The sequence below is a fragment of the Desulfosporosinus metallidurans genome (assembly GCF_001936615.1).
Taxonomy (GTDB): domain Bacteria; phylum Bacillota; class Desulfitobacteriia; order Desulfitobacteriales; family Desulfitobacteriaceae; genus Desulfosporosinus; species Desulfosporosinus metallidurans.
Map to the genome: position 1 here is coordinate 42,751 of NZ_MLBF01000005.1, position 14,924 is coordinate 57,674.

General features: G+C 43.8%; 13 protein-coding genes. 7 read left to right on the top strand and 6 right to left on the bottom strand.

Annotated features, from left to right (window positions below; all coding sequences use genetic code 11):
* Positions 1-196 precede the first annotated feature (196 nt).
* The 7 genes from phnD to DSOL_RS05250 all read left to right on the top strand — a co-directional run bounded on the left by phnD (position 197) and on the right by DSOL_RS05250 (position 8,858).
* On the top strand, positions 197-1,132 hold the full coding sequence (gene phnD, locus DSOL_RS05220; RefSeq protein ID WP_083642323.1) for a phosphate/phosphite/phosphonate ABC transporter substrate-binding protein: 936 nt from the start codon (positions 197-199) through the stop codon (positions 1,130-1,132).
* Entirely contained in the window at positions 1,129-3,018 is a 1,890-nt protein-coding gene (locus DSOL_RS05225; RefSeq protein ID WP_075363821.1) for a HAMP domain-containing protein, read from the top strand. Before phnD ends, DSOL_RS05225 begins: the two co-directional genes overlap by 4 nt.
* A complete protein-coding gene (locus tag DSOL_RS05230) occupies positions 3,005-3,634 on the top strand; it encodes a response regulator (protein ID WP_075363822.1) in 630 nt (209 codons plus the stop codon). Before DSOL_RS05225 ends, DSOL_RS05230 begins: the two co-directional genes overlap by 14 nt.
* Before the next feature lie 138 nt (positions 3,635-3,772).
* Positions 3,773-4,360: a 4Fe-4S dicluster domain-containing protein gene (locus DSOL_RS05235; protein ID WP_075363823.1), complete on the top strand. Its 588-nt coding sequence runs from the start codon at positions 3,773-3,775 to the stop codon at positions 4,358-4,360.
* A 2-nt stretch (positions 4,361-4,362) separates the two neighbouring features.
* Complete coding sequence (gene nrfD / locus DSOL_RS05240) at positions 4,363-5,295, top strand: NrfD/PsrC family molybdoenzyme membrane anchor subunit (RefSeq protein WP_075363824.1); 933 nt, start codon at positions 4,363-4,365, stop codon at positions 5,293-5,295.
* 19 nt (positions 5,296-5,314) lie between these two features.
* Positions 5,315-8,131 carry a molybdopterin-containing oxidoreductase family protein gene (locus DSOL_RS05245; RefSeq protein ID WP_075363825.1) on the top strand — a complete coding sequence of 939 codons (2,817 nt, stop codon included), beginning with the start codon at positions 5,315-5,317 and terminating at the stop codon, positions 8,129-8,131.
* A gap of 91 nt (positions 8,132-8,222) precedes the next feature.
* Complete coding sequence (locus tag DSOL_RS05250; protein ID WP_075363826.1) at positions 8,223-8,858, top strand: TorD/DmsD family molecular chaperone; 636 nt, start codon at positions 8,223-8,225, stop codon at positions 8,856-8,858.
* Positions 8,859-9,341: 483 nt separating this feature from the next.
* Here DSOL_RS05250 and arsA read toward each other — a convergent pair whose 3' ends face one another.
* From arsA to DSOL_RS05280, 6 genes are all read right to left on the bottom strand, one after another.
* Complete coding sequence (gene arsA, locus DSOL_RS05255) at positions 9,342-11,078, bottom strand: arsenical pump-driving ATPase (protein WP_075363827.1); 1,737 nt, start codon at positions 11,076-11,078, stop codon at positions 9,342-9,344.
* 48 nt (positions 11,079-11,126) lie between these two features.
* Complete coding sequence (gene arsD, locus DSOL_RS05260; protein WP_075363828.1) at positions 11,127-11,513, bottom strand: arsenite efflux transporter metallochaperone ArsD; 387 nt, start codon at positions 11,511-11,513, stop codon at positions 11,127-11,129.
* A 307-nt stretch (positions 11,514-11,820) separates the two neighbouring features.
* On the bottom strand, positions 11,821-12,897 hold the full coding sequence (arsB, locus tag DSOL_RS05265) for an ACR3 family arsenite efflux transporter (protein ID WP_075363829.1): 1,077 nt from the start codon (positions 12,895-12,897) through the stop codon (positions 11,821-11,823).
* Between the two features lie 57 nt (positions 12,898-12,954).
* Complete coding sequence (locus DSOL_RS05270) at positions 12,955-13,281, bottom strand: ArsR/SmtB family transcription factor (protein WP_235838702.1); 327 nt, start codon at positions 13,279-13,281, stop codon at positions 12,955-12,957.
* 50 nt (positions 13,282-13,331) lie between these two features.
* Complete coding sequence (locus DSOL_RS05275) at positions 13,332-13,610, bottom strand: response regulator (protein ID WP_075363830.1); 279 nt, start codon at positions 13,608-13,610, stop codon at positions 13,332-13,334.
* Positions 13,579-14,829: a sensor histidine kinase gene (locus tag DSOL_RS05280; protein WP_075363831.1), complete on the bottom strand. Its 1,251-nt coding sequence runs from the start codon at positions 14,827-14,829 to the stop codon at positions 13,579-13,581. Before DSOL_RS05280 ends, DSOL_RS05275 begins: the two co-directional genes overlap by 32 nt.
* Positions 14,830-14,924 lie beyond the last annotated feature (95 nt).

Sequence of the window (14,924 nt, forward strand, 5' to 3'; positions counted from 1 at the left end):
TGTTTAATTGGCCCATTTATTATGTATCGACAAAGAGAACCTTCATCTTGGTACGCACGACAAAGATTGCAAACGCTCGCAAAAACGATAAACTAGGTGTAGGAGATGAGGCAACTAATCCCTTGACAAATACATTTCATGCTTGCTTTAGGTTAAACATAAAGAGGCTTTGATTTATGGTTAGGAGAGGATAAACGTGTCAAAGGTACGATTATTGGTCTTGAGTATGATTCTTTTACTTTTGCCTACGATGGGATGCTCAACTATAACAAAGGAGAACGTCATCCCTCTTACAACGAAAGATCAAACCCCGGTTGTCGCCAAGAGGGATGTGACTTCATCCGTATATACGTTTAGCTTTGATCGAAGGATGGACCCAGCAGAGGATGTGAAAATGTATGCTCCTTTCCTGGAGTACCTAGAAAGAACAACAGGTTATAATTTCAAACTTCGACCAATGGCCCAAAATCAAAATCTAATTGAGGAACTGGGCACAGGACGGGTGGACATTGCTGCTATAGGAACGCTTAGTTACTTAAAAGCCCATCAAAAGTATGGAGTTCGTGCCGTTGTCCGAGGCATAACGGAACAAGGTAAAGCGGAATATCGGGCTCTAATCATTACTTCGACCAATAGCAACCTACGATCCCTCAGCGACTTACGGGGCAAAACGTTTACCTTTGGTTCAGATACCTCAACCCAAGGTTATCTCATTCCGCTGATCATGCTTACCGAGGCAGGGGTTAAATTAACAGATCTTACAGGATATACGTTTGCCGGTTCACATTTCGACACTGCAAACGCGGTTATTAGTGGAAAATACGCCGCAGGAGGAATACAAGATACCTTGGGACGAGAGTTGGCAAATAAAGGACTGGTTCGAATCTTGGCGGAGTCTGAGGAATTTCCCAGCAGCACCATTTCAGTCTCCCCTTCTCTTCCAACAGAGGTGGTAAAGAAGGTCCAGGAAGCATTGTTAAAGTTTGCACCCGAAGGTAAAGATAAAGGGATGCTATACCATTGGGATCAAACTGAAATGCCACTAGGCTTTGTTTCAACTGATGATAAAGATTTCGAAAAAGCAAGGATTTGGGCTGTTCGTCTCGGCTTATTCAACGGAGGGACAGAATGAAACTTGGCAATAAGATATCTATAGTTACCGTCGCCATCATTGCTGTGATGGGTTTATTGACAGTACCCCTCATCAGTCATTTTGTAGGAAATGCCTTACGCGAGTCTGTGCAGGACAAGGAAATCTCCTTGGCTAAAGTGGTTGCCAGTAACCTCGCGAACCCAGCTTTGACCGGAAATTATTTAACAGTTCAAAGAAATCTTGAGGGATTAAAGGAAGATCGGCAGTTGGTGTATGCCTTTCTCATCTTACCGGATGGCAGTATATTACATACGTTTAAGGGAAATATCTCATCCGAACTTGTAGAACTCAACCGCCTTACTCCCAAACAATCCCAAGCTTTAAAATCTTTTTCCTCTAACGACGGAAGAGTCGAAGATGTTGGAGTATTGCTACTCGATGGATTAGAGAGTGAACTGCATATTGGGTATAAAGAGGACTATATACAGGCAACCTTGAAACGTGTCTTTGAAACGATTTTCACTCTAACTCTAGTTGGGGTAATTTTAGGCAGCTTAGCTGCAGGCGCTTTAGGTAAATATCTCTCTTCTCCGATTGCAACACTTACGATTTTAACCCGTAAAATTACGGAGGGACAACTGGATCACCGAGTAAACATTACTACGAAGGATGAAGTTGGAGAATTAGCTCAAAGTTTTAATCGGATGCTTACTGCCCTAGAGGAGAGTATGTCGAAAATCAAAGTTGCAGAGGAAGAACAACGAATTAAAAACCGAGAGCTTTCGGTATTAAACGGGGTCGCGGAAACGATTCGGCTGGGTCAAGAAATAAACACAGTACTCCAGGACGCACTAGTTCAGATTGTAGAAAACCTTGCTTTAAGTGGAGGATGGGTTCAGCTGCGTTCTAGAGAGACCACGGAGATTAATAACATAATTACCCTGGGGATTGCTGAACATACGATCCCTTGTTCGGAATGTGAATTCTGTGAATGTGACCTTTCAATGATCGAGCAAGGACAATGCTTGTCAAAAAGTTCCTTACATAAGGACGGGCGAACCTATCAGGTTACAGGAGTCCCGATTTTTGTCAATGATCGCATTTTAGGTGCAATCTACCTTCTAAGTAACAAAGAACTCATTTCCGCTGATTTGGTAACCCTGCAAACGATTGGCGGTCAGCTTGGAACGATGATTGAGAATGTAAACCTTTGGAAAGAACTCAAAGCTCGGGAAGCCAAAGTGAGCCAACTGTTAGAAAAAGTCATTGTGGCGCAAGAGGATGAACGTAAACGGATTGCCAGAGAGTTACATGACGAGACAAGCCAGTCCCTCGCTGCTTTAGCAATGCGTTTAAAAGTCTCAATGGGTTGGATTCACAAAGACACCCGCAAAGCAGAAACCTTATTAGAGGAATCCAAGGATGAAGTGGTGCGGATTATGAGAGAACTGCATAACATCGTCTTTCATTTGCGTCCCACCTTGTTGGATGATTTAGGGCTTGTTCCAGCCTTAAGATGGCTCGCTGAAAGTCGGGATTGGAAGGAACCGCCTGAAGTCGACGTTCAAGGAAACTGGTCTAAGGAAAGAATCGATCCCCAAGTGGAAACGACCTTGTATCGTATTGGGCAAGAGGCGATTACCAACGCCGCAAAATATTCTCAAGCAACTCACCTTTTTATAGAATTTAAGGTTGAAGAGACTAAAGCCATTTTAAAAATTCAAGACAATGGAAAAGGGTTCATTTGGGATGAAAATATGTTTGAAATAGAGCAAGGAAAGAAACCTTTAGGATTAATTGGCATGATGGAGAGGGCATCCTTAATCGGTGGACGTGTGGAAATTTATTCTGAAGTTAAGCACGGCACTACCGTCGAAACGGTAATTCCGCTGAAAAAGGAGGATAACAGCTATGGAAAAAATTAAGGTTATGCTGGTGGATGATCATACCCTCTTTAGGGCTGGAGTAACCATGTTATTACAAATGGAGTCGGATATGCAGGTCGTAGGAGAGGCTAGTGATGGGCATCTAGCCTTAGAATTAATATTTAAATGTAAACCAGATGTAGTCGTCCTTGATATTTCCATGCCTGGCCTTGATGGCATTTCTGTGGCCCGTAGTGTACTCGATCGACTGCCCAACGCTAAACTCTTAATGGTGACTCAGCATGAAAACCGGGAATACATCCTTCGGGCCACCAAGGTAGGTGTTGCTGGATATCTCCTGAAGAGCGCTGCAGCCGACGAATTAGTCGCCGCTATTAGAGCGGTTCATAGCGGACGCAAATATCTAGATGCTACCGTTACCCAAGTGTTAATGGAGGCCTGGCAGGCAGGAGAAAAAGGGGAAGAATCATTGACTGATCGTGAAACGGAAGTCCTCATTTTAACAGCTCTGGGGAAAACGATGAAGGCAATCGCTGAGCTATTAAATATCAGCCCCAAAACTGTCGAATTTCATCGTGCTCGTTTAACCCAAAAGCTAGGACTTAAGAATAAATCGGAATTGGTAGCTTATGCTATTAAACAGGGTCTGGTCTAGATTAAACTAGGAAAATCCCTAGCTACAATACTAGGGATTTGAAGGAAGAAGACTAGGAATCTCCTTGATATACGAGGGGATTCTTTTTTCATATACTTAATGTGAAAAAAAGTATTTTCTTAAGGAGGAGATGCCAAGATGCCAACAGAGAAAAAGCGCTATGGTATGGTCATTGACACACGGAAGTGCGTTGGCTGCATGTCTTGTACCATTAGCTGCAAAATGGAAAACGGAGTCCCTTTTGATGGATTCCGGGCTTGGGTTGACATGAAGGAACGTGGAGTTTTTCCGAGAGTCAAACGCAATTTTATTCCAAAACTATGTAACCATTGTGAGAATGCGCCTTGTGTAACAGTCTGTCCAGTTAAAGCCAGCTACATCAATGACGATGGAGTTGTGCTGGTGGATCAGAAAAGATGTATTGGTTGCGGATACTGTATAGTGGCCTGCCCTTATTCCGCCCGTTATTTGCATGAGGGGTTAAAAGTTGCCGATAAATGTACGTTTTGTGTACACCGAGTTTCAATGGGATTAGAACCGGCCTGTGTTCATAACTGTATGGGAAAGGCGCGAATATTCGGAGATCTCAATGATCCCCTGAGTGAAATCTCTCAGTATATTACTAAAAATGGGGTACAAACCCTCCGTCCAGACTTAGGTACGAACCCGAATGTCTTCTATGTTGACGCAGAAATTAACAAACTGCCTAATAAAGGGGGTAAATAAGGGTGAACACACAAGAAGTTTATGTAGTTGTGAATGCTAGTCCGTGGAATTATTTGGTTCCTTTGTATATATTCTTCAAAGGGTTAAGTGTCGGAGCTTTGTGCATATCAGCACTTTACACAGTTTTCCGATCAGAACGGTTTAAAAGTCTTGCCTTTCCTGCCGCTCTCACAAGTTTATTAGCCTTTATCCCTGTGCCCTTTTTATTGTTAGCTGACTTGCATCAACCTTTAAGGTTTTGGCATCTCCTGGTTAATTTTAATCCTACGTCTGTAATTTCTTGGGGGACCTGGCTTATCATTCTTTATCCGCTCTGTTTGCTATGGTATATTGCCCGTTTAGGAATGAGTCAAGGAATCTCAATTCCAGTTCTCAAAGGTGTTCAAGAGAGTGCGAGCACCAGCCAAAGTACTTCTGGGCTGGGGCTCAGTGGGTTGTCTATCCTAACGTTAAGCTTAGCTTTACTTGCAGATCTATACACGGCTTTCCTGCTTGGAGTCGTTAAAGGAAAGGTCTTGTGGAACAGTGCTCTATTACCCGGATATTTCCTGACTTCGGCTATTGTCACCGGCGCAGCGCTCGTTCTTATCGTGTATTTGAACAAGAAGCCTGAAGAGAAGACCGTTCGGACTTTAGTGAGAATTATCCAAGGTGCCTTAGCCTTAGAAATTTTCTTTGCGATCTCTCAGTGGATTACACTCGGTGCTACGAGCTTGCAAGGACAAAAAGCGTTAGAAATTTTATGGAAAGATCCTATGTATTTGATTGGAGATATTTTCCTCGGAATTCTGGTTCCATTAGTCCTCTTAAATAAACCCTCACTCAACAAAAAACCAGTTTTAATGATTAGTGCTTTACTCGTAATACTTGGAGGACTCTTGCTTCGCTTTAGCATTGTGGGAGTTGGAATCCAAGCAGCAGCCTTGTGGAACTAAATGAAGGAGGTTTAAGGGTATGATGAACAGACGTTCGTTCTTGAAATGGACCGGTGCAGGAGCAGCGGCAGCGACTTTAGGTACGGCTGGGCTCTTCCAACTACGCCCCGTCAAGGCAGATGAACTAGAAAGTCTAAAAAACCAAGGTATAGACATTAAATATACTGCGGACGTAATGTGTCCGAGTGAATGTGGCCTTGAAATGTGGGTAAAGGATGGCCGTCTAACCAAGATATATGGTAATAAGGCGGTACCGTTCAATGACGGCACTTGTTGTGCTAAGGGTGCTTCTGGAATTCAACTGGTCTACTCTCCTGATCGCATCAAGTACCCAATGATTCGTGAAGGAGCTAGAGGCGAAGGTAAGTTCCGCAAAGCCACTTGGGATGAGGCTATTGACTATATTGGTAAAAAATTAACCAAGATTAAAAAAGAGCATGGTCCGGAAAGTGTGATTATGGATGCCGGGGATGTGACAGACCGAGACCAGTATTGGCGCCTATTCTTTGCCTTTGGAACACCCAATGTTGTGGAACATGGTGCCATCTGTGATACTCCACGCCGCCATGGACCAAAGCTGATGCTTGGAGGAAAGCGGATTGAGCCAGATGTCATGCGTCCTGTTCATGTACGCCAGCCTGACGGAAGCCTAAAAAAGGATTTGACGTATAAAAATAAGTTGATAATCTATGTAGGGTGGAACCCCTTTGTGGCGACTCGGATTAACTATGAAAGTCGGGGAACACTCGCAGCAAAAGTGGACAATGGGTGTAAAATCGTTGTAGTTGACCCAGCTTTAACAAATACTGGATCTCAAGCCGATCTGTGGTTGCCGATTCGTCCGGGAACAGATGGTGAGCTTTTTGCTGGGATGTTACGTTATATCTTGGAAAACGATAACCCTAATAGTATTGACCGCCGTTACATTGACTGGGACTTCAAAAAGTACAGCGAAGGTTGGGACGAGTATTTAGAAGCCTTTAAATCTTGGTGGACCAAAATTGATCCTATGACAAACCTGCCTTATTTCAGCCTCGAATGGACTGCGGCACGAACTGGGATAGAGAAGGAACAAATTATAGAGCTTAGTCATATGTATGGGAGTACGAAACCGGCTGCACTCGTTTGCGGTATGCAAAGTCCGGGACATCATTACAACGGCTATGTGGCCTCAATCTTGATGACTACGCTTAATGTGATTACTGGAAATTTCGATGTGCCCGGAGGCGCTATCGATACTGAAATCACCAAATCGGATAAGGGCGGAAGTGCGACAGGTAAAGACTTTAAGAAGAAGAAAATTAAGCGCACAGTGAATGGTATAGAGGTGGAGGGCGAGGTTGAACAACTTCACATGGATCTTTATGGTGACTGGCCTGTTGCCTGGGATGATGTCGTAGGGGACTTTCCAAAGCTTTTCATGGAAGGAGTTTCGTTAAAATACGGAGCTTTTAAAGGGCATAAGTATCCAATCAAAGCGTTTCTTCAGCGTACTGGAAATGCGGTTGTTACAGGAAGCGCGCCTTATCGTTGGCAAGAAGCACTGACAACAAAAGATCCCTCCGGTGAATACAAGGTCGAGCTTATGGTGACTATTGATACCATCTATCTTGAAAGTGCTCTTTATGCGGATGTCATTCTACCTGAGGCTAGTTATGCAGAACGAATGAGCCTAAGTGACATCTATCCGCCTCATCCTTTGCTCTATTTAAGAGATCAAGTGATTAAGCCACTTCACGAGTCTAAAACCCCTACAGATATCATGAATCTACTCGCCAAAAAGCTTTATGAGCTTGGGGACAAGGATATTCAGCCCAAAGACTTCTGGGAGAAATACAAGAGTCAAGAGGACTTTGTCAATGAAATGCTAAAACCCTCTCCAGGCAGGTACAATGTCGGACAACCGCTTCCGTATCCAAAGTTTCCGGAAGGCTACAAGCTTATAGGAACTCCCGATTCATTAGAGGCTGGACGGGTTACCATTGACAGTGAAAAGAAAGAAATTAAAGGAGAAGCGGTTACTGTCGAATGGCTTAGGAAAAACAAGGGTGTTGCTGTTTGGCCGATGAGCTGGTACCGCTATCGTATGTTTGACGCAACAAAAGGGGAATATGTAGCTAACAAAACCTTCCCAAATACGAAAACCAAGCTCATTGAGTTTAGGTTTAATATGTACTCAGATATTGATAAAAAGATTCAGGCAGGACTGGGTCTCCCTAGAGGAATGAAAGAGATTGGTTGGGATCATCTGCCGTCAACTTTCTATTGGTTTGAAACCGCTTGGAACCCGCTTACTAACCCTAAATATAAAAAGTATGCCGAAGAGTATCCTTTTCAAATCATTGTAGGCCGTGTGCATCAAACGATGAGTGGAACCCAAATGATCCCATGGTTAGCCCAAACTCCCTGCGAAGGTATTTATATGCCGCTTAACAATGCTTTTGAGCATGAGATTCTAGATGCAAACCCTGCGAAAAAAGAAGGATTTGAGCTTAAAGCCAAAAAATTTAAAGCCAATACCTGGTGTGTCGGAACCACGCTCATGCATTCACAAGATGCAGCGAAGCTGGGCCTAAAAAGTGGGGATATGATTGAAATTGAGAATCCCTTAAAACGATCTGTTAAAAGCAAGGTCTTCGTCAGTGAAGGAATTCGTCCTGGAGTTGTGAAAATGGGCTTCGGTACGGGTGGACGTTTCAGCCCTGGACTCGGTGGAACTTATAAGCAAAAGGATTACACACCCAGTCACAACATGTTGGTCGACCCAGATAGCCTAAGCCCGCTGATGGGAATGCCCACTTATGCGGATATGATCGTAAAGATTAAAAAGCTTTAAATTTCCAAACGAAAAGGGGTTGACCAGTCAGCCCCTAGACTATTTTAGATGCTGTATATTGCTTCAACTTAGCTCAAAGGAGGACTAGTGTATGGATTTGTCAATCCAGAATTTGAAAGCTCAAACTTATTTCTATAGTTTTTTTTCTACTTTCTTTAGAGAAAAGCCGAGCAACGAGTGGCTAAAATCAGCCCTTGAGCTTGTGGCCAGTTGGGATGAAACGTGCTCTCCGCTCCATCAGCAATTTTCGGAGAACATTCAGAAGTCTGGTCTTGATAATTACCTCAATAGTTTAACGCAGGAGTATGAACGATTATTTTTTGCTCCGGGGCATGTCCTTGTTAATCTTTATGAGTCGGTTTACTGTGGAAGTGGTCTGCTCATGCAAGAAACAACTGTGAATGTCCGGCAACACTATCTTCGAGCGGGTTTGGTCGTAAAATCTTTGTATTCCATTCCTGATGATCATATTGCTACAGAGTTAGAGTTTATGCAGTTTCTCTCACAAAAGATGTTAGAGCTTCTTCAGCAAGACGGTGCTGAAGAAGCTCTAAAGGAAATTATGGTTTGGCAAAGTGAGTTCATAAGTGAACACCTTCAGCAATGGATTCCGACGCTAGCCGAAACTATCAGGGCTAAATCAACGGAACCGTTTTTCCAACTCATAAGTATCGGACTGGAATCTATAGTTGAAGATAATGTAACTAACCTCTTGACAAACTACTAACGCTAATGGCTCTAACTATCAACCTCCGGTTAAATCTGTAAATTGTATAAAACGACCACAAGGTGTTCCATATGAAATTGTTAATAAGGGTCCCCCTGATATTCTAACTTATCAGGGGTGACCCTTTCTACTCGGCTTTATTTAATCCTTAGCTATCAAACGTTATTTTCTAGTCAGTTATTGCTTTCCCTTGAAAATCCTTTTAATTAATAGTACAAGTACGCTAAACGAAAAGAGCAGCAATAACCCGAAAACAACAGTCCGGACGTTTCCAACCAGCATATCCCCGACATAGGAGTATACGAGAGTTGCCGGCAATAGCCCCAAGCCAGTGCCCAGAAAAACGGCCAAAAACCCATAGATGTTAAACCATCGGCATAACTCACCACTTCAAAGGAGATAAATGGGAGCACACGGACGATCAATGCCCCCTACTGCCCATGCCGTTCAAAAGAATCCTCCACACTCAGTGCTGAATTAAGTTTACAAAGTAAGCAACTTATCCCCTTTGATTTCCTCAGCACTCCAAGCGATGACAGCAAAGTTTCCCTCCGAATGCTTATCCACTTGGTTGATCCACTTAATCTCGTTGCTTGCCTTGGCAGACAGCAGTTGATTCGTTGTACCCGTATGATACAGTGAAGAATTGATGACCCACCATTTAGTCGCAATCCCTGCACGTTTCAAATCCTCTTCGAGGCGCATTGCTTCATACACGGGTGTGGCTTCAGCAAGCGTGACAATGATGACCTCGGTTTCGTCTGAATTGCGGAGCCGTGGCAGCAGATTTTTTACAGATTCGGGAATGTCCCCTTGTGAACGCTGGATTTCCTTGTGATAGCTCTGAGTGGAATCAAGCAGCAGAAGCGTATGACCGGTCGGGGCCGTGTCGATGACAACGATTTGATCCTCAGCTTTTTCCACAATCTGTGCAAAAGCTCTGAACACTGCAATCTCCTGAGTACAAGGGGAGCGCAAATCTTCCTCAATATAGGCTATATCCTCCTCGGACATGGTTTCCCTTGCCTTAGCAAGCACTTCCTCTTGATATTTTTTCAGTTCAGCCTGCTCGTCAATATGACTCATTGTGATGCCACTAGTTTCCTCGATGACGAATTTGAGATGGGCCGCAGGATCTGTGGTGGTAAGGTGTACCTTCTTACCTCTTGCGGACAATCCCATCGCAATGGCCGCCGCGATGGTCGTCTTTCCCACTCCCCCTTTGCCCATGGTAAAAATAACCTTCTTATGGGTATAATAAAGATCCTCAATGACATCCTTAAGCTGAGAGATTACCTGAGCCTGTATCCGTTCCTCACGGAGGATATAATTATCCTTCGTCAGCAAGGCTCGTACATTGTCCATTCCTGTGATGTTATAGGCTCTGAGCGGCACTGTGTATGTGAGAAGGTTTTGTAAACCTTGCGGCATTTCAGCGAGGGCTTTCTGCTGCTTTTGATAGAGACTCTCAGAAATACTGTCATCGTACGAGGTCAGTACACCGTTAATGATCATTACCTGATTGTTGACACCAATCTCCGCCAGCTCTTTTGACGCTCGTTCTGCTTCTTTAAGAGGTGCTGCTTCGGGACGTGAAACGAGAATGAGGGTTGTCAATTTGCCGTCGGCTAAGGTTTCAACAGCCTTTTTATAAATCTCTTTTTTGCTTTCCAAGCCGGATAGCTGTCCCAAGCAAGAGGCACCGTGAGTGCTTTCACTAATGAAGTTGCTCCAGGCAGAGGGTAGCTGCAGCATCCTGAGGGTATGACCTGTCGGAGCGGTATCAAAAATAACATGGTCGTAGTCCAATTGCGTTTTTTCATCGGTTATAAAGTTGGAAAACTCGTTGAAGGCAGCAATTTCAACCGTACAAGAGCCGGAAAGCTGCTCTTCCATATTGTTAAGCACGGCATTGGGCAGTTTGCCACGGTAGGGAGAGATGACACTTTCTCTGTATTCCGCTGCCGCCTGGATGGGATCAAGGTTGGCGACAACTAGATTCGGCACTTCTTTGATGGGAATACCCTTATTCGTCAGCTCAGTGTTAAAAACGTCCTGCAAGTTTGAAGCAGGGTCAGTGCTGATGAGAAGCACCTTCTTACCACTGTCCGCAAGGGTCACCGCGGTAGCACAAGCGGTTGATGTTTTACCTACGCCGCCTTTGCCGGTGTAAAATAAATAGTTTGTCAGCTTAATCTTCTGTGGATTAAAAATCTGCATCGTTTGTCACCCTCATTTCCAGAACTCCCGATTTTAAATCAAACTGAATCAGCAACTCCCGTCGGAACACCCACATCCTGAAGTTTTAGGAAGAATAGTAAACGTCTTTTCTTGCTCACCTAGTAAGGCAAGTGGGATATCGAGGAGCTTCGCAAACTCCTCATTACTCGGGTATCTACCCGTGATCAGAATTTCTCCATCTAAGACCGTAGCTGGCAGTTCCTCAACCCCTTTAGTATGAAGAAAGTCATTGACCACTTTATTGTTGACGAATTCCATGGGTTCGTTTGTAAGATTGAAACGGTCAACCTCAATGCCTTTTTTCTTGAGTGAATTTAGCACGGTTGAAATCCGCAGCAATTCCGTGTCAACCCCGACACCACAGAGACCTGTGGAACAGCACATAGCGGGTTCAAATATCTGCATTTTTTTCATAAAGAATCTCTCCTCATTTTTAATTTATAGAAGTTCAACCAAGAAACTAATCAAGTAGAGTCTAAACTCTTCTCATGATCCTTCTCGTATATCTTGCTTTCTAGTAACTGCATATATTCATTTTGCTCCAGTTGGCCCCAAAACGAGAAATCTACGTTGAAATATAAAAAGTCGGCTTAAGCCGAACTTGCAGGAAGCGGGAGCCTTAGTTGCCCTTATGCACCACTAAACTATACTTTCTACGAGGCCAGGAGGGATAATTTGACGACAATCCCCTCCTGGCATAAATGTTCCAATAAAAGGTGGTCTATCCTCTGATCGGTGCTCCCTCTTTGTTAAAATACTTCTTGCCAAAGGACAAACTCACATTGACTAAAGCGATCATCACAGGCACTTCGATGAGCGGTCCGATAACGGCTGCAAACGCGGCTCCAGAGTTAATTCCAAACACCGCGACAGCAACAGCAATAGCCAGTTCAAAGTTATTGCTCGCTGCTGTAAACGCTAAGGTGACCGTTTGACCATAAGGGAGTCCTTGGCGCCATGCCATATAGAAAGAGACAAGATACATAATAGTAAAGTAAATCAACAGCGGTATTGCAATTCGTACGACATCCAACGGAACAGAAATAATTTTCTCACCTTTGATCGAGAACATGATAACAATCGTGAAGAGCAAAGCAATGAGCGCAAGAGGGCTAATCTTGGGGACGAATTTTTTCTCGTACCACTCTTTTCCTTTCATAGGCAACAGTATAAAGCGCGTCAGCATCCCCGCAAAGAAGGGAATTCCCAAATAAACAAGAACACTTTGGGCAATCTCCCACATACTAATGTTAACATTAATATTCAAGGCAAAACCGAGCCAATTTGGTAGGACGGTAAGAAAGATGAAGGCATAAACCGAATAGAATATAACCTGGAAAACAGAATTCAGCGCCACCAACGCTGCCGCATACTCTGAGTCTCCTTTAGCTAGACTGTTCCAAAGAATGACCATAGCGATACAACGAGCCAAGCCAATCATAATCAGTCCGGCCATGTACTCTGGGTAACTATGCAAAAAGATCACGGCGAGAGCAAACATTAAAATTGGCCCAACAATCCAGTTTTGAATTAAGGATAAAGTCATGACTTTACCATTTTTAAAGACACGTCCGATTTCTTCATATTTCACTTTTGCCAGAGGCGGATACATCATTACGATTAACCCAATGGCAATCGGGATATTGGTCGTTCCCACCTGAAACTGGTTAATAAAACCCGACGTACCTGGGAAGACAAACCCTATGCCCACACCTACTGCCATTGCCAAAAAAATCCACAGGGTTAAATAGCGATCTAGTGTTGATAACTTACGACTTACTGGCAAATCAACATTCATTCTTTAATCATCCTCCTTGTTATGTTTCTCATCCTAGCATTACCGGAATTTACTTTCTTAAATAGGACATCCTTTAGAATTCATTATCTTTTTCTCGTCCTCCTCAGCTTTTGGAAACATAGGCATAAGCAAAGCCAGCAGTGGATTTCCCATATTCAGCGAATAATAGTTCCATTGTCCGCCACGGCGTTCCTTCATGAATCCCGTTTGACGCAGACGTCTCATATGTTGGGACACCCCGGGCTGGCTTATTCCCAAGACTTCTGTCAAATCACAGACACACAGTTCCCGACCCTGCAGTAACGCTAAGATTCTCAACCGCGTTTTATCTCCCAATACCTTGAATTCCTCAACCATTGTTTCAATACGCGGTTCAGTATACAATGAGCCTACCCCCTCCCTCTAATTAATGTATTGCTTATATAAGTATATTATTATATATTTTTGTTTTTTGCAAGTCGTATTAAGATTACAATTCGCATATCGGGCAGGTCTCGTTTCAACTTCTTGGCACATTCAAATCCATTTAATTCGGGCATACTCAAGTCCAAGACGAGAATATCCGGTTGGAGAACTTGTGCTAAGCGACAAGCCTCATTTCCATTAGCTGCTTCGCCTACCACTTCAATATCTTCTTCACGGTCTAATAGGATCTTCAAACCCTTACGTAAGACAGAGTGATCATCCGCCAATAAGACACGAATCAGGTTCAATCTCATCTCTCCTCTTGATCGCGCAACTCAAGGGGATATGCGCCTTTACAATTGTCCCTTGTCCAAGTATTGAGGTGATTTCCAAGCTTCCCTGATAGTAGCGCAAGCGGTTTTTCAACTCGCTTAAACCTCCGGTAGACTCCTCAAAATTAGCCAGTTGCTGGGGCTCGATCCCTACTCCATCGTCCTTGATTTGAATGGCCAACTCGTGATCACAAACACAGAACGTCAGCTCGACAAGTCCGGCTTGCGCATGGCGTTGGATATTTTCTAATCCTTCCTGGGCAATCCTAAAAATGAGAATCTCAATTTCGGACGGAAAACGCATATCTTGGGCACCAAGTGCGGAAAACTCTACCCAAACTCCCGCCTGACTTTCAAACCAACGGATATAACTCCGCAGGGCAGTCCATACTCCCAAGGTATCCAAAACAGATGGCCGTAATCGTTCGGTTAGTTCGGTAATCTCGGAAATACTTTCGCGCAGAATAGATTGTGCAACAAGATAATCTTCCCCCGCTTCATTCAGGTCCCCAGGCTGGATTGTTGAAGAACTCTTTGGAAGCATCCCCAGACGCATAAGTGCTGCACTTAGGGATTGTCCTATTTGCTCATGAAGGCTGGTGGCCAGAGCCGCTCTTTCTCTCTCCATCTTATTCCATGAATAGGTGTACGCTTGGAGTGCCTGCTCAGTTTTTTTATTGTTGGAAGCGTTCCTCGTTACAAACCAGGTTCTTACCCGCAAGCCACCCTGAATGCGCCGTGAAATCATAAAAACGGCAAGCAATAATAAATCTACCCCTAATAATGGGTGATACTGTTCCTTGATTTTTCGAAGCGGCAAATCGGAAATTCCAGCTCTGAACTGATAAAGCCCAAGGAAAGGCATCTCAAAGTTCACTTCACCCTGGGTATACCTCTGCCGACTTTTCAGTAAGACGTGTTGGTCCTGATCCAAAAGTTCGAGAAATGTCAGATTGCGATCGAATTCCAGAAGGTGCTCAAAGACCGGGTTGACTTTATCCATAGTTTCTTCATTCAGAGAGTTTCCCAGCTCGACCCCTGCATGACGCACGGATACTAGTGCCTCTTCATGCATTTGTGATTGAACATGTTGTAGTGATAACCTTTCTGCCCAAAAGACTCCAAATCCAAAGAAGGCTAAAAGAAGACAGACACTCAGTTCCCAATGCCAGACAAATCGTTTCTCACGGCTCATAGCACTCCTCAATTCAACCTTTTATATAATTATATAATTATATATTTTTCTTGTAAATCCCAAATTTCCCTAATTCACATAAAAATCCATCCCAT

Excerpts from the sequence above, each read along its gene's own strand:
- DSOL_RS05235 (WP_075363823.1), top strand. The coding sequence starts at position 3,773 with ATGCCAACAGAGAAAAAGCGCTATGGTATGGTCATTGACACACGGAAG.
- DSOL_RS05245 (WP_075363825.1), top strand. The coding sequence starts at position 5,315 with ATGATGAACAGACGTTCGTTCTTGAAATGGACCGGTGCAGGAGCAGCG.
- DSOL_RS05230 (WP_075363822.1), top strand. The coding sequence starts at position 3,005 with ATGGAAAAAATTAAGGTTATGCTGGTGGATGATCATACCCTCTTTAGG.
- arsA (WP_075363827.1), bottom strand. The coding sequence starts at position 11,078 with ATGCAGATTTTTAATCCACAGAAGATTAAGCTGACAAACTATTTATTT.
- DSOL_RS05250 (WP_075363826.1), top strand. The coding sequence starts at position 8,223 with ATGGATTTGTCAATCCAGAATTTGAAAGCTCAAACTTATTTCTATAGT.
- DSOL_RS05280 (WP_075363831.1), bottom strand. The coding sequence starts at position 14,829 with ATGAGCCGTGAGAAACGATTTGTCTGGCATTGGGAACTGAGTGTCTGT.
- arsD (WP_075363828.1), bottom strand. The coding sequence starts at position 11,513 with ATGAAAAAAATGCAGATATTTGAACCCGCTATGTGCTGTTCCACAGGT.
- arsB (WP_075363829.1), bottom strand. The coding sequence starts at position 12,897 with ATGAATGTTGATTTGCCAGTAAGTCGTAAGTTATCAACACTAGATCGC.
- DSOL_RS05225 (WP_075363821.1), top strand. The coding sequence starts at position 1,129 with ATGAAACTTGGCAATAAGATATCTATAGTTACCGTCGCCATCATTGCT.